Source organism: Martelella sp. K41-7 (assembly GCF_055808365.1).
The window spans coordinates 1,376,259-1,399,296 of the sequence record NZ_CM147867.1 but is presented as its reverse complement, the minus strand read 5'-3'; the positions used below and the strand labels follow the sequence as shown (position 1 = coordinate 1,399,296).

Here is a 23,038-nt window from a genome sequence, read left to right as displayed (position 1 = left end):
AAACAATAGTTATGGGTGCGCTATGGAGGTCTTGATCTCAACGTCAGGAAGACAGGTGGCGGCGAATGGCGCTTAACTGCGGCGAATTGATGAACCGTCGGTCAGGGTGTCATTGCGGGAGGGGACAGGCTGGCATGCTGTTCTGCCGGCTGTCATTTTCCCTGCGCCAGACAGATCGGCCGGTTATTACCAAAGTTTAGCGCCCGAATGCCTTTTTTCCCCGGCATCGCAATGCTATAGCCCTCGGGACTTCTTGCAACACCAAGGGCGCTTTCCGACGGCACCCGCTAGACGAGGATGAATAATGACGAAGATCAAGGTGGCAAATCCGGTTGTCGATCTCGACGGCGATGAAATGACCCGCATCATCTGGCAGTTCATCAAGGAAAAGTTGATTTTTCCGTATCTCGATCTGCCGATCGAATATTACGACCTCTCGGTCGAGAACCGCGACGCTACTGACGATCAGGTCACCGTTGACGCCGCCAACGCCATCAAGAAACACGGCGTCGGCATCAAATGCGCGACGATCACGCCCGATGAAGGCCGCGTCGAAGAGTTCGGTCTCAAGAAGATGTGGCGTTCGCCCAACGGCACCATCCGCAACATTCTCGGCGGCGTTATCTTCCGTGAGCCGATAATCATGCAGAATGTGCCGCGTCTGGTTCCGGGCTGGACCCAGCCAATCATCGTTGGCCGTCATGCTTTTGGCGACCAGTACCGCGCAACCGATTTCCGCTTCCCCGGCAAGGGCAAGCTGACGATCAAGTTTGTCGGCGATGATGGCCAGGAAATCGAACACGAAGTGTTTGACGCCCCCTCCTCCGGTGTTGCCATGGCGATGTACAACCTCGACGACTCGATCCGCGATTTCGCCCGCGCTTCGCTGAACTATGCGCTGATGCGCGGCGTGCCCTGCTACCTGTCGACCAAGAACACCATCCTCAAGGCCTATGACGGCCGCTTCAAGGATCTGTTCCAGGAAGTCTACGACGCCGAGTTCAAGGAACAGTACGAAGCCAAGAAGATCTGGTACGAACACCGCCTGATCGACGATATGGTTGCTGCCTCGCTCAAGTGGTCCGGCGGCTATGTCTGGGCCTGCAAGAACTATGACGGCGACGTTCAGTCCGACATCGTCGCCCAGGGTTTTGGCTCGCTTGGCCTGATGACCTCGGTTCTGATGACGCCGGATGGCAAGACGGTTGAAGCCGAAGCCGCGCACGGCACGGTGACCCGCCACTACCGCCAGCACCAGAAGGGCCAGGAAACCTCGACCAACTCGATTGCGTCGATCTTTGCCTGGACCCGCGGCCTCGCTCACCGCGGCAAGCTCGATGACAATCAGGCGCTCACCGACTTCGCCCTGACGCTGGAAAAGGTCTGCATCGACACCGTCGAAAGCGGCCACATGACCAAGGACCTGGCACTGCTCATCGGCCCCGACCAGCCCTGGCTTTCGACCACGGCCTTCCTCGACAAGATCGACGAGAACCTGCAGAAGGCCATGGCCGCCTGAGGCAGACACGGATAGAAATCGAAAAACCCGGCCATTGCGCCGGGTTTTTTGTTGCCTGCATTTTCCGGTTTACTTTGACCGGAAAGCAGATGAATATAATAAGAACATAAAGAGAACGCTGTCGGAGACACGCTATGGGCACACTCGATTTTTACACCAATCCGCAATCGCGTGGCCGCATGGCCCGTTGGATGCTGGAGGAGAGCGGTGCGGCATATGAAACGCACATTCTGACGTATGGCGGCACGATGAAGTCGGAGAGCTATCTGAAGATCAATCCGATGGGCAAGGTGCCGACAATCGTGCATGACGGCAAGGTGGTGACAGAATGTGCCGCCATCTGCGCCTATCTCGCTGATGCCTTTCCCGAAGCCGCATTGGCGCCAGCCCTGAATGATCGCGCAGCCTATTACCGCTGGCTGTTCTTTGCTGCGGGCCCGCTCGAGGCTTCGATTAGCAACAAGACATTCGGCTTCGAGGTTCCGGCTGAGCGCGAGCGCGCGATCGGTTACGGAACCTTCGAAAATGTGATGTATACGCTGGACAAGCGTCTGACAGAGAGCCCATACATTGCAGGCAATCATTTCACGGCTGCCGATGTCTATGTCGGTTCGCAGATCGTCTGGGGCCTGCAATTCAAGACCATCGGAGAGCGCCCTTCGTTTCAGGCATATTCCGAGAGGCTTGCCAGCCGCGAGGCTTTCATCCGCGCCCACCAACTTGACGACGCGGCAACGGAAGCATCTTAAGATGACAAAGCGGGTGCCGGGCTTAACCTAGTGGAATGAATTTGACATTTGCGTCCCGTTTCAGCGACCTCGTCCATCCAATGTCAAATTCTAAAAATCCACTAGAAAACCTATACTTGCCAGTGGCCCCTATGTTTCCAACATTTGCTGATGAGGTTGCAGCGAGGGGAACCAAATGTTGGAATCGGACCACTAGCGCCCACATCGCGCTTTATGCCGCGTCGTCGACATTGTCTTTGTTTCCGGGAATGTAGTTCAGAACCGGCCCGAGCCAGCGTTCGACCTCTCCAACATCCATCCCCTTGCGCAGCGCATAGTCTTCGACCTGATCGCGTTCGACCTTGGCGACACCGAAATAATAGCTGTCGGGATGACAGATATAGAGGCCGGACACTGACGATCCCGGCCACATGGCATAGCTTTCCGTCAGTTCCACACCGGAGGCATTCTCTGCACCCAGCAGGTCAAACAGTGTCCGTTTTTCTGTGTGGTCGGGCTGCGCCGGATAGCCGGGTGCGGGCCGGATGCCGCCATAGGGTTCCCCGATCAGCTCGGCATTGCTGAAGCTTTCATCCGGCGCATAGCCCCAGTACTCTTGGCGCACGCGCTCATGCATCCGCTCTGCAAAAGCTTCGGCGAAGCGGTCTGCCAGCGCCTTGACCATGATCGATGAATAGTCGTCATTGGCACGCTCAAAGCGTTCCGCGATTGCCACTTCCTCAATCCCCGCCGTGACGACGAAGCCGCCGACATATTCCTGCTTGCCGGTCTCGAGCGGTGCGACGAAATCCGACAGCGCCACATTTGGCCGTTCACCGCGCTTGGAGAGCTGCTGGCGCAGCGTAAAGAACGTGGCAAGCTCGCGCTCGCGTGTCTCGTCGGTGTAGAGACGAATGTCGTCACCGACAGCATTGGCTGGCCAGAAGCCGATGACAGCGCGCGGGCGGAACCACTTTTCGTCGATGATCTGCTTAAGCATTGCCTGCGCATCGTCAAACAGCTGGCGCGCAGTTTCGCCCTGCTTTTCGTCGTTCAGAATATTCGGATAACGGCCCTTCAACTCCCATGTCTGGAAGAACGGCGTCCAGTCGATATAGCGCGAAAGCTCCTCAAGGTCATAATCCTCAAACACCTTGGTGCCGAGGAAGGACGGCCGATGCGGTTCATAGGCATTCCAGTCGATCTTGACGCGGTTGGCGCGCGCGGCGACGAGCGGCAGACGGTTTTTCTGCGCTTCGGCACGACGATGGCTTTCGGCCACCTTGACGTATTCCTCGCGGATGCCTGCAACATAGCCGTCCTTCAACTCCGGCGACAGCAGGTTGTTGACAACACCAACGGCGCGGCTGGCATCGGTGACATAGATCGCCTGCCCTTTCTCATAGGCCGGATGGATCTTCACCGCCGTATGCACACGGCTGGTGGTGGCCCCGCCGATCAGCAGCGGGATGTCGAAATCCTGCCGCTCCATTTCGGCGGCCACATGCACCATTTCATCGAGTGACGGCGTGATCAGTCCGGAAAGCCCGATGATATCCGCCTTATGCTCCTTCGCGGCCGCAAGGATCTTTTCAGCGGGCACCATCACGCCGAGATCGATGATCTCGTAATTGTTGCAGGCCAGAACCACGCCGACGATATTCTTGCCGATGTCGTGCACATCGCCCTTCACCGTCGCCATGATCACCTTGCCGGCGGGCTGGCCCTGCTCGCCGCCATTGAGGCGCTTTTCTTCTTCCATGAACGGCAGCAGCACAGCCACGCCCTGCTTCATCACCCGGGCGGATTTGACCACCTGCGGCAGGAACATCTTGCCGGCGCCAAACAGGTCGCCGACGACATTCATCCCGGCCATCAGCGGCCCTTCGATGACGTGCAGCGGCCGTTCGGCAGCCAGGCGTGCCTCTTCGACATCGGCCTCGACATATTCGGTGATACCGTTGACCAGCGCATGCTCCAGACGCTTGTCCACCGGCCACTCGCGCCATTCGAGGTTCTGCTTGCGCTCCTCGCTCTTGCCGGTTCCGCGATAGCGCTCGGCAATGTCGAGCAGCCGCTCGGTCCCATCCTTGCGGCGGTTGAGGACCACGTCCTCACAAGCTTCGCGCAACTCCGGATCAATCGTCTCATAAACGATCAGCTGACCGGCATTGACAATGCCCATATCCATGCCGGCCTGAATGCAATGGTATAGAAAGACCGCGTGCATGGCCTGACGCACCGGCTCGTTGCCGCGGAAGGAAAACGACAGGTTTGAAACGCCGCCGGAGATATGCGCATAGGGCAGCGTTTCGCGGATTTTCTGCGTGGCCTCGATGAAATCGACACCGTAATTGTCGTGTTCCTCGATTCCTGTCGCCACAGCAAAGATGTTCGGGTCGAAGACGATATCTTCCGGCGGGAAGCCGACCTTTTCGGTCAGAATGTTGTAGGCGCGGGTGCAGATCTCGACCTTGCGTTCAAAGGTATCGGCCTGCCCCATTTCATCGAAAGCCATGACCACGGTCGCCGCGCCATAGTCCCGGATCAGCTGTGCTCGCTCGATGAACTGTTCTTCACCCTCCTTCAGCGAGATCGAATTGACCAGCGATTTGCCCTGGACGCATTTCAGACCGGCCTCGATGATCTCCCATTTGGACGAATCGATCATCAGCGGAACGCGAGCGATGTCAGGCTCGGCGGCGATAAGATTGAGGTACTCGACCATCGCCTGTTGCGAGTCGATCAGCCCCTCATCCATGTTGATGTCGATGATCTGGGCACCGGCCTCGACCTGATCGCGCGCCACATCAAGGGCGGCGGCGAAGTCAGCATTGGTGATGAGCTTGCGGAATTTCGCCGATCCCGTGACATTGGTGCGCTCGCCGACATTGACGAACGGGATGTCCTTGGTCAGGTGAAACGGCTCAAGGCCGGAAAGCGACAGTACAGGACGATGCTCCGGCACCTCGCGCGGCGCGAATTTCGAAGCGACTTCCGCAATCGCGCCGATATGCTCGGGCGTGGACCCGCAGCAGCCGCCGACGATATTGACAAGACCCTGCTGAGCAAACGGCCGGATCAGGCCGGCCATTTCCTCCGGATCCTGATCATACTGGCCGAACTCATTGGGCAGGCCAGCATTGGGATAGGCACAGACGAACGTATCGGCAACGCCGGAAAGCTCCTGCAAATGCGGCAGCATCGCATCGGCGCCGAGCGCACAGTTGAGCCCGATCGTGAACGGATCGGCATGCGACAGCGAATTCCAGAAGGCCGTCGGCGTCTGGCCGGACAGGGTGCGTCCGGAAAGATCGGTGATGGTTCCCGAGATCATCAGCGGAAGCTCGATGCCCTTTTCACGGAAAACCTGACGTGCGGCGAAAACGGCGGCCTTGGCGTTCAGCGTATCGAAAATGGTTTCGATCAGGATCAGGTCGGACCCACCATCGATCAAACCGATGATTTGTTCGCGGTAAGCTTCACGTAATTGATCAAACGTTACAGCACGATAGCCAGGATTGTTAACGTCCGGTGAGATCGAAGCCGTGCGGTTTGTCGGCCCAACAGCACCGGCGACAAAGCGGCGGCGGCCGTCTTCCTGCTCGGCACGGATCGCCGCACGGCGGGCAAGGCGCGCACCGTCGCGGTTCAGCTCATAGACCATATCCTCCATCTGGTAATCGGCCTGCGCAATGCGCGTGCTGGAAAATGTGTTGGTCTCGAGAATATCGGCGCCTGCAATAGCATACTCGTAGTGGATATCCTCCAGCGCCTTGGCCTGGCTGAGGATCAGAAGGTCATTATTGCCCTGCTGGTGACAGGCACAGCCGATGAAGCGGTCGCCGCGGAAATGCTCCTCGTCATAGCCCAGCCCCTGGATCTGGGTACCCATGGCACCGTCGAGAATCAGGATACGCTCGCGCGCTGCCTTTTCCAGTGCGGCGCGGATCTCAGCGCCGGTACGTTTCGGCGCTTCTTCTCCGAACAGTTCGTCAAGCATGAGCCATCTCCAGTTTCTGAATCGCCGAGATCACATAAAGATATATTTATGTCAATATATTCGCAACGAAATCGACCAGATACGCGGGTCAGCCGGGCCCGTTTTCCGCCAGCACGTCATTATTTTCCGCAAGGCGAAGGTTTTCCGGCATTCTTTGCGCATGATCAAGCAGGATGCAAATCGGAATTGAGATGCTACTATCGGCGTGAAATAAACTAATCAAACGACTTAACGGTGTTCGCGCGGCCAAGTAGGATGTAGCATCCGACAGTAGCGGACAACATTACCGGGCGCCTGCGCAGCGCCCGGTTGTACAAAGGGAGGGTTTGCCCATGAAACCGAAGATCAACACACTCGTCGCACCGCCGCGCTGGATCCAGAGGCCCTATCATCGCGATTGGCTCTGGCAGCAGGCCAACAACCTGTTCGACTATTTCCAGTATCGGTCGATCAACCCCAAAGGCGGTTTCTTCGAGTTCGACAAGGATGGCAAGCCGACAGGTGGCGACAACCCCGTTCGCGGCATCCATACCACGGCGCGCATGGTGCATTGCATGGCCATTGGTCATCTGTTGGGGCGGCCGGGCTGTGACGATCTGATGGATCACGGCATGCATTATCTGTGGGAAAACCATCGCGACAAAGAGCGTGGCGGCTATTTCTGGCAGGTCAATGACGATGGCCCCGTAGGCAATCCGTCAAAGCAGGCCTACGGTCACGCTTTCGTACTCCTGGCTGCCTCCTCCGCCAAGTTCGCTGGGCATCCGTTGGCCGACGCCATGATTGCCGACGTCACCGAGGTCATCAACAAACACTTCTGGGAGGAAAAACACGGCGCGGTTGCCGAGGAATTCGAGACCGACTGGACACCCGTGCCCGGTTATCACGGCCAGAACTGCAACATGCACATGACCGAAGCGCTGATGGAAGCCTATGAGGCGACCGGCGATATCGAGTATCTCACCAAGGCCAAGCGTATTGCCGAGCTGATCATCCACAAGCATGCCCGTGAATGCGGCTTCCGTGTAGCCGAACATTTCACCGAGGACTGGAAAGTCGATTACAACTATTCCGGAAACGAGATGTTCCGCCCATCGGGCACCACGCCGGGCCATTGGGTGGAATGGACACGGCTTTTGCTCCAGCTTCACACGCTGACGGGCCGATCGCACAGCTGGATGCCAAAGGCTGCGCACGAACTCTTCGTTTCGGCCTTCAAGCTCGGCTGGGATTATGAAAAACGCGGCATGTTCTACACGCTCGACTGGGAGAACAAGCCGAGGAACCGCGCGAAGCTGTGGTGGCCGCATTGCGAGGGCATCGGCGCAACCCATTTCCTCACAGCCCATTTCGGCCAGGACGTGCATATGTATGCCTACCGCAAGCAGTGGAGTTTTGTCGCCAACCACCTGCTCGATCATGAAAAAGGCGGCTGGCACGAGGAGTTGTCCGAGGATCTGGTACCACAGACCACGCTGTTCCCCGGCAAAAGCGACATTTATCATGCGCTTCAGGCCTGCCTCATCCCGCTTTACCCGGGACTGGGAAGCCTGCCGGAAATGATCTTCCGCGAAGTCAAACACTAAAAACGCGGAACAGACGAATACATTGCGGGCCGTCAAGGCCCGCTTTATATAGGGCGGCAGAATTCAGCCCCAAAGCGACAGGACAAGACAATGGCAGCGAAGATCTTCATCGATGGAGAACACGGCACAACGGGCCTGCAGATCCGCTCCCGCATGGCCGAACGCCGGGATGTCGAGCTTCTCTCCATACCGCACGAAGACCGGCGCAATCCGAAGATGCGCGAAGACCTCATCAACAGCGCCGATATCGCAATCCTGTGCCTGCCGGACGATGCCTCGCGCGAGGCTGTCGGTATGCTGGCCGGCAACAACAGCGTACGTGTGATCGACACCTCGACTGCCTACCGCGTCAACCCGGACTGGGCCTATGGCTTTGCGGAGATGGACAAGGGCCAGTGCGGAGCGTATCCGCTCGGCCCGTCACGTCGCCAATCCCGGGTGCTATCCAACGGGCGCCATCAGTCTCATCCGTCCACTGCGCGCCGCCGGCGTCATTGGCGACAGCTATCCGGTCACGGTTAACGCGGTCTCCGGCTATACCGGCGGCGGCAAGAACCTGATTGCCCAGATGGAGGATGAGAGCCGCGACGATCATGTCAACGCGCCGCATTTTCTCTATGGTCTCAACCTTGCCCACAAGCATGTGCCGGAAATGACGACGCACGGTCTGTTGCCGCGTGCACCAATCTTCTCGCCTTCGGTCGGCCGGTTTGCGCAGGGCATGCTGGTGCAGGTTCCGCTCTATCTGGAAGAGCTTGAAGGCACCCAGACGCCGGAAAGCATTCATGCCCAGCTTACGGAATTCTATAATGGCCAGGATATCGTCCAGGTCGTTCCGCTTTCTCAAAGCAGGTCGCTTGCCCGCCTGAATGCTGAAGAGCTGGCCGGTCAGGATATCATGAAGCTCTATGTGTTCGGCAGCGGGGCCCATATCAATCTGGTGGCCCAGCTCGATAATCTTGGCAAGGGCGCTTCCGGCGCCGCTGTGCAGAATATGGACCTCATGCTCTCGGCCTGACTTGCAGAATGTGAACAATCCGTCGACCGGTTGAGGCATCGCGGCCGGTCGATCACCTCGCTATATTGCAGGCAAGCAATCAGAGAGGTCTACGCCGATGTCTACGCAATCACGCCTTCCGGTGTTCTTCATCCCCCATGGCGGTGGTCCGTGGCCATTCATGCATGGCCCGGAAGGTGTTTTGCCACCCAATGACCCCTGGAAAGAGCTCGAGCTGTTTCTGAAGGGATTCGACAGAGCACTCGGCCATCGTCCCAAAGCCGTTCTCGTGATCTCCGCCCATTGGGAAAAGGTCGAGAATCTCACCGTTTCCACGTCGGCCAATCCGGGCATGTATTTCGACTATTACGGCTTTCCGCCTCACACATTCGAACTGAACTATCCCGCGCCCGGCGCGCCGGACGTGGCAGAACATGTCCGCGACGTTCTCGGCGCCTCAGGCATCGAGACGGCGGCTGACCGCGAACGCGGGTTTGACCATGGCGTCTTCATTCCGTTCATGATGATGTATCCGGATGCCGATGTCCCGATCGTGATGATGTCACTCGACCCGGATCTCTCCGCTGAAACGCATTTTCGGATCGGCGAGGCTCTGCAGCCGTTGCGGGATGAAGACATTCTGATCGTCGGATCGGGCCTGTCCTATCACAACATGCAGATGTTTTATCGCAGGGATGAACGGCACGCTGCAGCCGCAACCCGTTTCGATGGCTGGCTGAAGGACGCTCTTGCGATAGAGGACCCGAAGGCGCGCGAAGACCGGCTTGCAACCTGGACCGCAAACCCCGATGCGCTGGAATGCCACGTGCCCGACCACGATCACCTGGTTCCGGTCTTTGCCGCTGCCGGTGCAGCGGGAGACGACAGTGGCGAGCGGGTATTCCAGGGCAATTTTCGAGGAAAGCCCTATTCGGCCTATCGATTCGGATAGTCTGGCTCAGACCTCTTCAATGAGGGGGCGCCGATACCCGCGCAGATGGCCAGTGACGACGATCAGCACGATGATCGCACCAGCCTGATGCGACAGCGCCAGCCACAGCGGCATCTGCAGCACAAGCGTGAAGATGCCGAGGATGGCCTGAAGAATAATGACAACCAGGATGGCAAGTGCGCCGCGCGCATGCTGGGAGAGCTCCAGATCAAGGCCGCGCGCGACGGCGCCGCGCCATTCCACCGCATAATGCAAAAGCGCCAGAACCAGCAGCACATAGCCGCCGATACGGTGGGTGAACTGCACGGTCTTCGGATTTTCAAAGAAGTTCAGCCATGCCGGCTGATGCAGCAGAAGGTCCTGAGGCACCAGTGCACCATCCATCAAAGGCCAGGTGTTGTAGGACAGGCCGGCGTCAAGTCCTGCCACCAGTGCGCCGAGATAGATCTGGACAAAGGTCGCGATCAGAAGAATGACCGCAAGCCCGTGCGAGGCTCCGATCGGCGCATCTTCATGGCGACGTGGTTTCAGCCCGCGGGCAATATAAACGCAAGCAGCAATGATCAGACAGGCCATGATCAGGTGAACAGCGAGGCGGTACTGGCTGACATCTGTCCGTTCGGTCAGGCCTGACGATACCATCCACCAGCCGATAAAGCCCTGGAGCCCGCCAAGGGCCAACACGCCGGTCAGCGGCCAGCCAAGCCCTTTCGGCAGTCGCTTCGACAGCCAGAAGAACAGCAGCGGCAGCGCGAAGATGATTCCCACGGTGCGCGCCAGCAGGCGATGCGACCACTCCCACCAGAAGATATTCTGGAACTCGGCGAGCGACATGCCCTTATTCAAAAGCTGGTATTCCGGAATGCGCTTGTAGAGGTCAAACTCGTCCTGCCACTCGGCAAGGCTCAAGGGTGGAATGATGCCATGGATCGGTTTCCATTCGGTAATCGACAGGCCCGATTGCGTCAGCCGCGTTGCGCCACCGACCAGCACCAGACAGAACAGCGTCCAGACAACGAAATAGAGCCAACCGCGGACAAGCGCGGCGTTCAGCCGCAGTTCGCTTTCGGTCCAGGCGGGGAAGTTGCTGTTGCCATCGGCCTCACTCCAGTCAAACCAGCTTTGCCATTTCCCGCGTTCTGCAATAAAGGGCGGAGCAGATCCGCCAGACTTCACACATGTCGCTCAACGGCATAGTCTCAGATCACTTCATAAGGGGGAATTGCTGCCGTGCCAGTCAGATTGCGCAAATTTATCGGAACGATCGTCATCGTAACGCTGGTCATCGTCTATGCGCTGACCGCAACGACGCTGGCAACGGTCGTGCTGGACGGTCGTTCCGCCTGGGCCGCCCTCGTTTACTTTCTCCTGACCGGCCTGTTGTGGATTATTCCGGCAATGTTCATCATCAAGTGGATGGCGGGCCCGCCCGTTGACCGTCGCTGAACCAGGCGGATAACGATTTTTCGCGCGATCATGGAACCGCAAGAGATTTTCCACATTGGAAATGATATAGATCGCCGACACTGACAACGCTTGCCGAGGGCATCACGACCATGATCACATCGCAACAGATCCGCGCCGCACGTGCATTACTGGGACTTTCGCAAGACCAGGCTGTCGCCATGGCCGGCATCGGCCGCGATGCGCTTGTCAGCGCCGAGAATGACGCCGCCGAACGCGATTTCGCTGTGTCGGATGCGTTGGAGAAGGCATTCGTGAAAAACGGCGTCGCCTTCATCGAAGATGGCGAGTATGGCGGCGGCCCGGGCGTACGCCTTGTTCATGCAATTGATCCGAGCGATGGCATCCGCCCGGAAAACCTGAATTCCGCGAATGACGGTTAGCAAGCTCTGCCCCGAATTCCGGTCAGCTTGTGGCCTGCAAGCAAGGCCTTATCGCACACGGAATCACAAAGCATACCTGTGACTTTTTCATAAAAATTGCGATTGCTTTTCAATAAGTTACAGATGAGCAGCAAACCAAAACATCAAGCCTTTTTCTGCCAGCGACCGCCCTCGCCCTGTTGCCAGTAGGTCAGGCTGCGCGCGCCCTGCCTAAGCCGCTTCCACTGGGCACGCGCCGCGTTGAGTTCATCGACATCGTGGCCATCGAACATCACCACAATCCGGCTGTAAGCGTCGATCTCGCCCACATTAGCCCCTTCCACGAAGAAGCGGATATCGGCTTTATTGAGGTTTTCTGCCCGCGCAGTGAGCAACACCGGTTGGTCACCGAAATTGTCTTCGGCATCCGTGCCGTGCGGAATGAAACTGTCCGCACGGAAGATCCAGAGAGTGCCGTCAAGGCGGTCCCTTTCGGCCTCGCTCGCCGTCTGGATCGCGACCCGCCAGCCACGTTCCAGACTTTTTTCGACGAGCGGAGGCAGGGCCGTATCCCTCAGCGATTCCGTAAGGTGGTAAAACAGGATCTCGGTCATAAGCCTTGATCTCCCCGCCCGTCTGTTCAGTCCCGCTTTTCGTAGTTGGCCCGGACCAGTTCATCCAGAAGGCGGACACCGAACCCGGAGGCCCAGCCGCGATTATATTCGCTTTTCGGCGCGCCCATGGCCGTGCCGGCGATATCGAGATGCGCCCACGGTGTTTCGCCGACAAACCGCTTCAGAAACTGAGCAGCCGTAATCGAACCGGCATGGCGGGAACCACCGGTGTTGCGCATATCCGCAAACCGGCTGTCGACCATGCGGTCATATTCCTCGCCAAGAGGCAGGCGCCAGACCTTCTCATGGGTCGTATCAGCAGCTTTTTCCAACTCTGCAGACAGGCCGTCATCATTGCTGAACAGCCCGGCACGATGGGCTCCGAGCGCAACCATAACAGCGCCGGTCAGGGTCGCCAGATCGATCATGAACCGCGGTTTGAAGCGCTCGTTGCAGTACCACAAGGCATCGGCAAGCACGAGACGCCCCTCAGCATCGGTGTTGATCACCTCAATAGTCTGACCGGACATCGACGTCACGATATCGCCGGGCCGCTGGGCATTGCCATCCGGCATGTTCTCCACCAGGCCGAGAATACCGACCGCATTCACCTTGGCCTTGCGGGCAGCGAGCGTATGCATCAGGCCGATCACCGCGGCCGCGCCGCCCATATCGCCCTTCATATCCTCCATCGATGCCGCCGGTTTGATCGATATGCCACCGGTATCGAAGACAACGCCCTTGCCGACGAAAGCGATCGGCCGCTCGTCGCTGGCCCCGCCATTCCATTCGATGACGGCGAGATAAGGCGGACGGACGGAGCCCTGTGCAACGCCGAGCATAGCCCCCATGCCGAGTTCCTTCATCCGGCTATCGTCCAGGACCTCGACGTTAGCGCCAAGAGCGGACAGCTCGACCGCCCTGTCGGCAAATTCTCGCGGGCCGAGAATATTCGCGGGAAGGTTCACAAGTTCGCGCGCGAGCATCACGCCCTCACCGACAGACTTGCGCTCGGCATAGGCGGCTTCGGTGGCTCCGGGATCGGAACAGACGATCTCGACCTTGATCTCGTCGGCGCTATCGTCGTTATCCCGGCCCGTCGTCTTGAACCTGTCGAAACTATACCCGCCCAGCACCAAGCCAAGGGCGAAATCGGCGATCGGGGCCGGGCCAGCGCCGCTGCCGGCCGCTTCGGGATAGACCGTGAGCGCGTCTGCCTTTGCAGCAAGCGCGGCGGCCTTGCCCCCTGCCCGTACCCAGCTTTGGGCAGCGACCGCGCCCGAGGCCCCGAGACCAACCACGAAAATCCGCGCCGCCGCGCTGCCGGCGGGCGAGAGAAGATCGAGGGAAGCACACAATTTGGCTTTGAATCGAACCGTAGCAGCAGCCCCTTCATACAAGGCCGCAATGTTCCCCAGTGCTTCCATTCCAGCCGGAACACCACCTTCAGTTGAAAGCACAATGGCTGTCTTTCCAGCGTTTTCGGCATTGGACACAAAGGAAATCGAGAATTTCATTTTTATTGCTCCGGAGTTCGGGGGAATCGGCAGGAAATGGGCAGCAGGTTGCGGGCACAAAAATCCACACCTTGTTAACGCAACCGACCACGAGTGGTTGACCCTGCCCACATAACACTTAAAACCTCCAAAGTGAAAACAGTGTGCGCCTTGCCAGATGAACTATTCCGGAAACCGACATTGCCAAGATCCAGACCGACCCGATGGCTGACAAACGTTCCCGGCCGTCTCGGCGACATGCCGCCGCTCAAGGCGACTTTCGTCGTGCTGTTCGTGTCATGGTGGCTTCTGCTGCTTATTTTTTATGTTTTTCCCGGAATTGACATTCTTGCGTCAAGGGCATTTTTCGCCCAGACCAGCTGCGCAAGCAGCACCCCGCCGGAACAGTCTGCGGCAGCTTCCCGATTTCCGGTGAAAAGGCGCTGGGCCTGCTGCGGGAGCTGGTATTCTATCTTCCGATTATTCTCGGTCTCGCGGTCATTTACCGCCTGATTGTCGCCTGGTCGCATCACGGAGCAACTTATGACGCGCTGTTGACGAAAAGGCTTATCGCCGGACTGGTTTCACTGATACTCGGACCTGGAATTCTGGTAAATTCGATCCTCAAGGAGGTTTCGCATCGTCCGCGCCCCCGCAACACAGATCTGTTCGGCGGCGATCTAGGCTTCGTGCCTGCCGGCGACTTCTCCGGCGCCTGCGGCGCAAACTGTTCGTTCGTATCCGGAGAGGCCGCCGGCGCGGGCTGGCTTTTCTGCTATGCAGTTTTTCTGGTGCCGGACAGGTTCAAGCTTCTGTTTTCACCACCCCTGATCGCGCTTGCCATTATCTCGCCCGTCATGCGGGTAGCCTACGGCGGTCACTATCTCTCTGATGTGATTCTCGCCTGGCTGGGATCCCTCATCGTCTTTATTGGAACACTTTATTTTCTCACGAGGAACGACACAGATCGCGCAATTGGCCACTAACCCAAGCGTATCGATGCCATTCGAAGAACCACAGAACGCATGAAGATACTGGAACGCTATATTCTGGGCCGGGTAATCCGGATGTTTCTGGCAACACTGTTGCCGGTGCTGGCGATCCTGTGGCTGACGCAGGTTCTGGGCCGTATCAATCTTGTGACCGACAGTGGACAGTCGATTCTCTCCTTCCTGACGCTGGCAACGCTGATCCTGCCGACAGTCATCCCGACTGTTCTGCCGTTTGGCCTCGTTCTTGGCGCCGCCCAGACGCTGACAACGATGAACAATGATTCGGAGCTTGCAGTGGTTGACGCCGCCGGCGCTCGCCGTTCGATCATCTATCGGCCTATTCTGGTCTTTGCCGCATTTTTGTGTGCGTTTTCGTTCATCCTCGACAACTACATCGAACCGCGCTCACGCGCCGAAGCCCGCAGCTTGATTGCTTCGGTCTACGCCGACCTTTTGTCGACGGTCATTGAGGAGAAAACGTTCCGCAAGATCGAGGACGGCCTCTATATTCAGATATCAGAGCGCATGACGGGACGCGTCCTGAAAGGACTTTTTGTCGCCGATTACCGTGAGCCCGACAATTCTTACATCTATTATGCCCGCGAAGGCGCCGTAGACGAGAGCGGAAGCCAGCTCATCATGAAGCAAGGGCAGGTGCAGCGTGAGGATGAAACCGGCAACGTTTCCATAGTCCAGTTTGATTCCTACAGCTTTGACCTGTCCGAACTGACCAGCGACAAGAGCCAGGCCCGTCGCCGGGCAACTGATCGCAGTATTGGTTTCCTGCTCAACCCTGATCCGAACGACCCTGATTTTGTTGCAAATCCAGGTGCCTATCGCGCGGAGCTCACCCGTCGCCTGACTGACTGGACGCTGCCCTTCATCTACGCGCTTTTCACGATTGTAATAGTCGGCGATGCCCGCTCCCATCGTGAACGGCGTGTTCCGCCGATGGCGACCGCCTTCGCGCTGACGCTTTTGCTGCGGCTTCTGTCTCAGTTTTCCACCAACCGCGCGGAAGATGATGCTGCATTTGTCTTTGTTTCCTACGCCATCATAGTGATCCTGCTGGCGGTAGGTCTTTACCTTCTCCTGAAGCCGCGCCGCGCCCGAACGGGTGTGCCCCTCGCCGAGCGCGTCAATGCTGCCGTGACAAAGGTGTTCCGCCGCTCAAACTCCGGCAGCGGAGGCACATCATGATCTTCTCCGTTCTCGGCCGCTATTTCTTCACGCGTTACGTCGTCACCGTCGCCTGGTTCCTGTTCGGTGTTGTGTCGATCATCTACCTCATCGACTTCAGCGAGGTGGTGGGCAACATCTCGGCGGAAGCCGGACAGGGCCTGGGGGATGCAATGCTGATCACACTGCTCCGCCTGCCCTACATCCTTCAGCAGACGGTTCCCTTCATCGCGCTCTTTTCCGCCATGGTCACATTGATTGCTCTGAATCGCCGTAACGAGCTTGTCGTGACCCGTTCCGCTGGTATTTCGGTCTGGCAGTTTATTCTGCCTTTTGTGATTGGCGCCGCTCTGCTTGGGCTGATCAGCCTGCTCGTGCTCAACCCGCTCGCCTCATGGAGCCAGAAAAGAGCGCTGGGGCTCGAGGCAGTGGGCAGCAATCAGGATCAGACCGTTCCTTGGCTCAGGCAGATATCGGACGGTCAGGACACGATCATAGGCGGCCGGGGCATTGCCGAAGGCGGCACGACGCTACTTGAGGCCGTGGTCATCTACTTCAACGATCAGAACCAGCTTGTGAAGCGCCTGGACGCAGCTACGGCCGAGCTCGAAAACGGCTGGTGGATCCTGAACGACGTGACGGAAACCAAAATCGGCGAGCTATCCACACATTCTGATGAGATTCGCGTAAAGACCAATCTTGATGAGAGGTTTGTGCAGCAAAACCTCGTTCAACCCGACCTTGTCAGCATTTTCGCGCTACCGAGACAAATTGACCTCGCGCGACAGTTCGGCATCTCAACAAAGGCACTAGAGACTCAGTATAATTATCTGTTATCACTTCCTTTTCTTCTGGTTGCGATGACGTTGATCGCGGCGACGGTTTGTCTGAAATTTTCACGCTTCGCGCAGTCCCCTGCCGTTATTTTGGGTGGAATCCTTTCCGGCTTTCTGCTTTATGTGACGAGTGTTCTTGTAAAGGCGTTTGGCAGCAGCGGAGTTTTATCGCCGCTTCTTTCGGCCTGGATTCCGGTGGTCGTGGCGATGGCGTTGGGTTTGACAATATTATTGCATCAGGAGGACGGTTAGTGGCCCGGCGTCGTTGGAGCAAATTGCGCTTCGCCGGGATGCTGGCGCTCGCAAGCGCGCTGACGCCTGTCGGCTTTGTTGCACAATCAGTGCAGCCCGCCTTCGCGCAGGAAGACTTCGGCCTGTCTGTGCCGGACGAGGGCTCGGGGCCGATGCTTCTGACTGCCAACGAACTCGTCTATAACCACGATACCCAGCAGGTCTACGCGCTCGGCGGCGTACAAATCTACTATGCCGGCTATCGTATGGTCGCCAACCGTGTTGAATACGACCAGAAGGCCGGACGTCTGATGGCTTATGACGGGATCGAAGTCGTTGATCCCGACGGCAACCGCCTGAGAGCCGAAAAGTTGGATGTCACAGACGATTTTGCCAACGGGTTTCTCGATGCCATCAGTGTCCGGACGCCGGACAATATCGCTATTGCCGGCGAACGCGGCGAGCGAGATCGACGGCAACAAGATGGTTCTCGAAAACGGCGTTTATACAGCCTGCATTCCCTGCGCCGAAAATCCTGAGAAGCCGCCCTTCTGGCAGATCCGCGCGCAGCGCGTGATTCAGGATGGCGAGACGCACACGGTGCGTCTTGAACATCCCAGGTTTCAGCTACTCGGCCACACGATTGCGCTGCTGCCGTCTATCACCGTTCCCGATCCCAGCGTTAAGCGGAAACGGGGCTTCCTGTTTCCGACGATGAGCATCGCGGAAAATCTCGGTGTCGGTTTCTCGCTGCCTTACTACATCCCGGTCTCCCCGAGCTCGGATGTGACCTTCACCGGTACCGGTTACACCGAACAGGGTTTCATGCTGGAAGCGGAATATCGAAAGCGCTACCGCAACGGCCAGCACACGCTGCGTTTTGCGGGGATCGACCAGCAGGGCAGAAACCGCTTCTCATCAGGCACGACCGATGCCGAGGCCACGGGACGCGCCATGATCGCTTCCACGGCCCAGTTCCAGATCAATCCGCGCTGGGTATTCGGCTGGGACGCAATGATCCAGACCGATAATAATTTCGCCCGGACCTATTCGCTCGACGGTCATGACGACAAGATCTTCAACAACCAAGTCTACCTGGAAGGCCTCGGCAAGCGCAGCTCGCTTTCCGTGAAAGCGAATTATTTCGACGTTCAGGACGCCGACAACCAAGATGCAGCGGAGAGCAAGCAGGCCATTGTCGTGCCGGTCATCGACTATGACTATGTTGCGCCGGAGCCGATTTTTGGCGGTCAGCTTTCGGTCACCAACAATTTGACCAACATTGTACGCAACAAAAACGATGTCGTATCAACAAGCATCAACGACCGTTTTCTGGGCCTTGAGGGCAACAGCACCCGGCTGACCAGCGAAGTCGCCTGGGAGCGCACCTATACGACCCCACAGGGTCTGCAGGTCTCGCCATTGCTGGCCGCCCGCGCCGACGGTTATCTGCTGAATGTCGACCAGCCCGACCAGATCAATGGCGGGGCTTATCACTACGCCGGCAACTTCGTTGATCAGGATGCTGCAGCCCGCGGTATGGTGACAGCGGGACTTGAGCTGAACTACCCCATCCTGATGACCAACAGCTTCAGTACGCACATCATTGAGCCGATCGGTCAGATTTACGTCCGTCCTGACGAACAATATGCTGGCGGTCTTCCGAACGAGGATTCACAGAGCTTAGTCTTTGACGCCGCGTCTCTGTTCGATCGGGACAAATTCTCCGGCTATGATCGCGTTGAAGGCGGCACACGCGCCAATGTCGGCTTCCGTTACCGCGGCGTCTACGAATCCGGTATACTGGTCGACGGATTGTTCGGTCAGTCCTTTCAGCTGGCGGGCAAAAACTCATTTGCATCGCCCGACCTTACCGGTGTGGGTATTGGTTCAGGCTTGGAAAGCGAACGCTCTGACTATGTCGGCGGAGTCGGCGTCTCCTTCCCCTTCGGACTTTCCCTCAACGGTGCCGCGCGATTCGACGAGGGCGATTTCTCGTTGCAACGAACGGATTTCGGTGTCGGCTACAACTCACACTGGTTCGATACCGCTCTGGACTACACGAACATCCAGGCCCAACCCGGTTATTCGTTCGATGAACGCAACAGCGAAATCAAATCCACAAGCCGCATCCGCCTCAATGACAATTGGAACGTAGCGGGTTCCATCACCTACGATCTTGCCAACAATGTTCTGACCAATCGCTGGGTCGGCCTGACTTACGAGGATATCTGCACGATTTTCTCGATCACCTATCAGGAAGACTGGGACAATAATAACCGTGAGGCTGTCGACTGGACCATAGGCGCGCGGCTGACCTTCCGGACACTCGGCGACATTGCCATCGGCAGCGACCCCCTCAATTAGGCGGCAGCAACCGGCATCGCCGATCAATGCCTTGCTTTTGCCCCTAAAATGGACAAAACATTTCATTAAGATACCGGGTTGAAATAGGTGCCGATCGAACAACGGTACACGTAAACACAAACGACGCCTTGTCGGATCTTGCCTTGGAGGGGCGACAGAAGCGTGTGAATTCCACCTGGGGAAGATACCGCTCTGCTGAAAGGCCGAACAGGGAGCTCCGCGCAGGACCATTGCTGCGCGCGACTGTCGAAAGGAAAAGAACATGACTGCCGCGAGACTTTCAGTGAGACTTTTTGCCGCCGCCATGATCGCAGCGGCGACAGTCGTCGGTTCAGCGCCGCAACCTGCTGTCGCCAAGACGATCGACATTGCCCTTATTGTCAATAATGTCCCGATCACCAACGATGATATCGCCAAGCGCCGCAACCTTATGCGTTTGATGGGAACGAGTGGCAATCTCAATGAGAAAGCGCGCGAGGCGATGATCGACCAGGCGCTGAAACAGTCGGAGATTGCCCTGCGCGGCATGTCCGTCACCCAGCCGGAAGTCGATCAGTCCTTTGCCAGCTTCGCCAACAGCAATGGCATGTCGGTTGCTCAGATGAGCAGCATCCTCAACCAGGCCGGCGTCGGGGTTGATCATTTCAAATTCTATATCGCCGTCAGCATGAGCTGGGGTCAGTTGCTGCGCGCGCGCTACGGCTCTGAAACCCTTCTGCCTGAAGACGAGTTCATCGCCCAGCTCGAACAGGCCGAAAAGGATGGAAAGAAGCCGGAAACGACCGAGTATCTGCTGAAACGCATCGTATTCGTCGTCCCGGAAAAAGAGCGCGGGTCGCTTCTTGCAAAGCGCAAGCGCGAGGCCGAGGCGTCGCGGTCTAAGTTTCCTGGATGCGATCAAGCTGTCACCTTTGCCGCAACAATGAACGATGTGACCGTGCTCGATCTTGGCCGCTATCTGGAGCCGCAATTGCCCGCGCAGTGGAAAGACGTTGTCGTCAAGGCCAAGGGTGATACGACATCGGTGATCACCACCCCATTTGGCGCGGAATATGTCGCTATTTGCCAGCGTGAAACCGCAGATGACGATTACGCGGCCCGACTTGTCCTGAGTGCCAAGGAGGATTCTGCCGAAAAGGACATGGACACGGAAAGCAAAACCTACATGAAAGAGCTGAAGGACAAGGCCCAGATCGTCACTCCGGGTAAGTCCTGATTTTCAGGGTATGACAGAAAACCTTCCCCTTGCCCTTTCCCAAGGAGACCCGGCCGGCATCGGACCCGAGATCGCTCTGAAGGCTTGGTCTCGTCGCAACGAGACCGGCATACCTGCCTTCGTTTACCTCGGCGATCCCCGCATTCTTGAGCAGCGCGCGTCGATGCTCGGTCTCAATGTGCCGATCGCGGTTTCTGCGCCGGAAGCGGCAGGACAGGTTTTCGCGAATGCCCTGCCGGTATTCGCAATCGATGCGGCGATGCCAGTTGCCCCTGGCACACCGGACCCGGCTACGGCGCCGGGTACGATTGCCGCCATAGAAACCGGCGTCAGACTGACGCTGCGCGGAAAGACGGCAGCACTTGTGACCAATCCGATTGCTAAATCGGTGCTCTACAGCTCCGGCTTCGGATTTCCCGGTCATACCGAATTTCTGGCAGATCTCGCGCTTCGCGAGACCGGAACTGCGTACCGCCCTGTGATGATGCTCGCCTGCCCGCTGCTACGTGTCGTACCGGTCACGATCCATATCCCGCTTTGCGAGGTACCGGCCGCGCTCGACCGGTCACTGATCCTCGAAACGGTCCGAATCACAGCGGCGGACCTGAAAAAGCGGTTTGCAGTCGCGTCACCACGCCTTGCTGTTGCCGGCCTCAACCCCCACGCCGGCGAACAGGGCACAATCGGACGCGAGGACGAGGAGATCATCCGCCCGGCACTTAATACCCTTCGCGACGAAGGCATTGACGTCGTCGGTCCGCTGCCGGCAGATACGATGTTTCACGCTGCCGCCCGCGCGCGCTACGACGCTGCCATCTGCATGTATCACGATCAGGCCCTGATACCGGTGAAGACGCTAGGTTTCGAGGAGGGTGTCAACGCGACATTGGGCCTCCCCTTTGTACGAACATCGCCAGATCACGGAACAGCTTTCGACATCGCCGGACGCGGCGTCGCCGATCCGCGAAGTCTCGAAGAAGCATTGAAGCTTGCGGCTGATCTTTCCGGTAAAGGGCCTCGTGCATGAGCCAGATCGACGATCTCCCGCCGCTGCGCGCGGTGTTGGCAACCCATGAACTGAATGCCAAGAAGGCGCTCGGACAAAATTTTCTGCTCGATCTCAACCTGACACAGAAGATAGCGCGCACGGCTGGCAACCTTGAGGGCGCGCATGTCGTGGAAGTTGGCCCCGGCCCCGGCGGCCTGACCCGCGCCATTCTTTCGCTTGGCGCGGAGAGGCTCACCATCATCGAACGCGATCCGCGCTGCCTTCCGGCTCTGACAGAGATCGCCGACCACTATCCCGGACGGGTCGAAATCATCGAAGGCGATGCGCTCAAGGTCGATTTCGCCGCCCTCGCCGCTGGTCGGCCCGTGAAATTGATCGCCAATCTGCCGTACAATGTCGGCACACAGCTTCTGGTAAACTGGTTGTTACCCGGAAAATGGCCACCCTACTGGGAAACGCTCACGCTGATGTTCCAGAAGGAAGTCGCTCAACGGATCGTGGCCGACCCCGGTAGCAATCATTATGGCAGGCTTGGCGTTCTTGCTGGCTGGCGCACCGAGGCGCGAATTGCCTTTGACGTGCCCCCGCAGGCATTCACACCGCCGCCGAAGGTAACCTCAAGCGTCGTCCATCTGTCGCCGCGCCTCGCGCCGCTGGCAGTCGAAGCCGCTGCACTCGAAAAAGTGACGCAGGCGGCATTCGGCCAGCGCCGCAAGATGCTGCGGCAAAGCCTCAAGGGTCTCGGCGGAGAAAGCCTGCTTGAAAGAGCCGGGATCGAGCCGACACGGCGCGCAGAAACGCTCAGTGTTGAAGAGTTCTGCACGCTCGCCTCGGCGCTGGGCTGAACTCACTCCGAAAGCAGCGAATCCACATGAAGCGGGACAGTACTCTCATAATCACGCTTCGCACGCTCCGTCCTCAGAATTGAACGCACAAGGTCATAGGCATCATCGAGGTCGTCATTCACGACGACATACTCGTAGTCGCGCCAGCGCGATATCTCGCCGGTGGCGTTGTTCAGACGCACCTCCATGGCTGCCTTGCTATCTTCCGCGCGTGCCAGAAGCCGTTGCTTCAGCGCCTTCATGGATGGCGGCAGCACGAAAATGCCGACTACATCGCGTGGCAACGCCTGTTTCAGCTGCTCGGCACCCTGAACATCAATATCGAAAAGCACGTCCCTGCCGGCCGCCAGCGAGGCTTCCACGGCCGCCCGCGGTGTCGCATAATAGTTGCCGTGAACCTCAGCCCATTCAAGGAAGGCGCCTTCATCACGCCTAAGAAGAAACTCCGAGGGTTCCAGAAAGAAATAATGGACGCCCTCCTGTTCGCTCTTGCGACGCTCCCGCGTGGTGGCGCTGATCGACAGGTCGATCAACGGATCTTCCGCCAGAAGCCGTCGTGCAATCGTCGATTTTCCGGCGCCGGAGGGGGCAGCAAGCACGAGCATAATGCCGCGTCGGTTCACAGGTTTTTCTTCAGCCATG

Annotated in this window: 17 protein-coding genes and 2 pseudogenes; 14 read left to right on the top strand and 5 right to left on the bottom strand. The window is 58.0% G+C overall.

Features of this window, described 5'->3' with window-relative positions; all coding sequences use genetic code 11:
- Window positions 1-304 precede the first annotated feature (304 nt).
- Window positions 305-1,519 (top strand): NADP-dependent isocitrate dehydrogenase, encoded by a 1,215-nt coding sequence (locus AC0L7L_RS06650; protein WP_272211002.1) that lies wholly within the window; start codon window positions 305-307, stop codon window positions 1,517-1,519.
- Between the two features lie 134 nt (window positions 1,520-1,653).
- Entirely contained in the window at window positions 1,654-2,268 is a 615-nt protein-coding gene (locus tag AC0L7L_RS06645) for a glutathione S-transferase family protein (protein WP_272211001.1), read from the top strand.
- A gap of 211 nt (window positions 2,269-2,479) precedes the next feature.
- Here the strand turns inward: AC0L7L_RS06645 and metH are convergent, their stop codons facing one another.
- Complete coding sequence (metH, locus tag AC0L7L_RS06640; protein ID WP_272210999.1) at window positions 2,480-6,250, bottom strand: methionine synthase; 3,771 nt, start codon at window positions 6,248-6,250, stop codon at window positions 2,480-2,482.
- 332 nt (window positions 6,251-6,582) lie between these two features.
- Between metH and AC0L7L_RS06635 the strand changes: the two genes are divergently transcribed.
- The 3 genes and pseudogenes from AC0L7L_RS06635 to AC0L7L_RS06625 all read left to right on the top strand — a co-directional run bounded on the left by AC0L7L_RS06635 (window position 6,583) and on the right by AC0L7L_RS06625 (window position 9,785).
- Entirely contained in the window at window positions 6,583-7,836 is a 1,254-nt protein-coding gene (locus tag AC0L7L_RS06635; protein ID WP_272210997.1) for an AGE family epimerase/isomerase, read from the top strand.
- Window positions 7,837-7,926: 90 nt separating this feature from the next.
- Window positions 7,927-8,854 (top strand): annotated as a pseudogene (gene argC / locus AC0L7L_RS06630) (N-acetyl-gamma-glutamyl-phosphate reductase).
- A 97-nt stretch (window positions 8,855-8,951) separates the two neighbouring features.
- Window positions 8,952-9,785 (top strand): DODA-type extradiol aromatic ring-opening family dioxygenase, encoded by an 834-nt coding sequence (locus tag AC0L7L_RS06625; RefSeq protein ID WP_272210995.1) that lies wholly within the window; start codon window positions 8,952-8,954, stop codon window positions 9,783-9,785.
- 6 nt (window positions 9,786-9,791) lie between these two features.
- Here AC0L7L_RS06625 and AC0L7L_RS06620 read toward each other — a convergent pair whose 3' ends face one another.
- Window positions 9,792-10,844 carry a COX15/CtaA family protein gene (locus AC0L7L_RS06620; protein ID WP_473513810.1) on the bottom strand — a complete coding sequence of 351 codons (1,053 nt, stop codon included), beginning with the start codon at window positions 10,842-10,844 and terminating at the stop codon, window positions 9,792-9,794.
- Window positions 10,845-11,015: 171 nt separating this feature from the next.
- On the opposite strand from AC0L7L_RS06620, the gene AC0L7L_RS06615 reads away from it, so the two are divergent.
- On the top strand, window positions 11,016-11,231 hold the full coding sequence (locus tag AC0L7L_RS06615; RefSeq protein ID WP_272210991.1) for a DUF2842 domain-containing protein: 216 nt from the start codon (window positions 11,016-11,018) through the stop codon (window positions 11,229-11,231).
- Between the two features lie 110 nt (window positions 11,232-11,341).
- On the top strand, window positions 11,342-11,632 hold the full coding sequence (locus AC0L7L_RS06610) for a hypothetical protein (protein WP_272210989.1): 291 nt from the start codon (window positions 11,342-11,344) through the stop codon (window positions 11,630-11,632).
- A 143-nt stretch (window positions 11,633-11,775) separates the two neighbouring features.
- Here the strand turns inward: AC0L7L_RS06610 and AC0L7L_RS06605 are convergent, their stop codons facing one another.
- The gene (locus tag AC0L7L_RS06605) at window positions 11,776-12,225 is read right to left on the bottom strand and encodes a DNA polymerase III subunit chi (RefSeq protein WP_473512912.1); all 450 of its coding nucleotides are present in this window, start codon (window positions 12,223-12,225) and stop codon (window positions 11,776-11,778) included.
- A gap of 26 nt (window positions 12,226-12,251) precedes the next feature.
- Window positions 12,252-13,748 (bottom strand): leucyl aminopeptidase, encoded by a 1,497-nt coding sequence (locus AC0L7L_RS06600; RefSeq protein WP_473513808.1) that lies wholly within the window; start codon window positions 13,746-13,748, stop codon window positions 12,252-12,254.
- 527 nt (window positions 13,749-14,275) lie between these two features.
- Between AC0L7L_RS06600 and AC0L7L_RS06595 the strand changes: the two genes are divergently transcribed.
- The 7 genes and pseudogenes from AC0L7L_RS06595 (at window position 14,276) to rsmA (ending at window position 22,396) form a co-directional block, all read left to right on the top strand.
- Window positions 14,276-14,707 (top strand): phosphatase PAP2 family protein, encoded by a 432-nt coding sequence (locus tag AC0L7L_RS06595; protein WP_272210984.1) that lies wholly within the window; start codon window positions 14,276-14,278, stop codon window positions 14,705-14,707.
- Window positions 14,708-14,746: 39 nt separating this feature from the next.
- Complete coding sequence (locus AC0L7L_RS06590; RefSeq protein ID WP_473512906.1) at window positions 14,747-15,913, top strand: LptF/LptG family permease; 1,167 nt, start codon at window positions 14,747-14,749, stop codon at window positions 15,911-15,913.
- A complete protein-coding gene (gene lptG / locus AC0L7L_RS06585) occupies window positions 15,910-16,980 on the top strand; it encodes an LPS export ABC transporter permease LptG (protein WP_473512905.1) in 1,071 nt (356 codons plus the stop codon). Before AC0L7L_RS06590 ends, lptG begins: the two co-directional genes overlap by 4 nt.
- A 38-nt stretch (window positions 16,981-17,018) precedes the next feature.
- Window positions 17,019-19,326, top strand: a pseudogene (locus tag AC0L7L_RS06580) (LPS-assembly protein LptD).
- A gap of 262 nt (window positions 19,327-19,588) precedes the next feature.
- On the top strand, window positions 19,589-20,542 hold the full coding sequence (locus tag AC0L7L_RS06575) for a SurA N-terminal domain-containing protein (protein ID WP_473512902.1): 954 nt from the start codon (window positions 19,589-19,591) through the stop codon (window positions 20,540-20,542).
- A 10-nt stretch (window positions 20,543-20,552) separates the two neighbouring features.
- A complete protein-coding gene (gene pdxA / locus AC0L7L_RS06570; protein WP_473512900.1) occupies window positions 20,553-21,569 on the top strand; it encodes a 4-hydroxythreonine-4-phosphate dehydrogenase PdxA in 1,017 nt (338 codons plus the stop codon).
- Window positions 21,566-22,396 carry a 16S rRNA (adenine(1518)-N(6)/adenine(1519)-N(6))-dimethyltransferase RsmA gene (gene rsmA / locus AC0L7L_RS06565; RefSeq protein WP_272210976.1) on the top strand — a complete coding sequence of 277 codons (831 nt, stop codon included), beginning with the start codon at window positions 21,566-21,568 and terminating at the stop codon, window positions 22,394-22,396. The genes pdxA and rsmA overlap by 4 nt, the downstream gene beginning before the upstream one ends.
- A gap of 2 nt (window positions 22,397-22,398) precedes the next feature.
- On the opposite strand, the gene gmk is transcribed toward rsmA, so the two are convergent.
- Entirely contained in the window at window positions 22,399-23,037 is a 639-nt protein-coding gene (gmk, locus tag AC0L7L_RS06560; protein ID WP_473512896.1) for a guanylate kinase, read from the bottom strand.
- Window position 23,038: the final 1 nt, after the last annotated feature.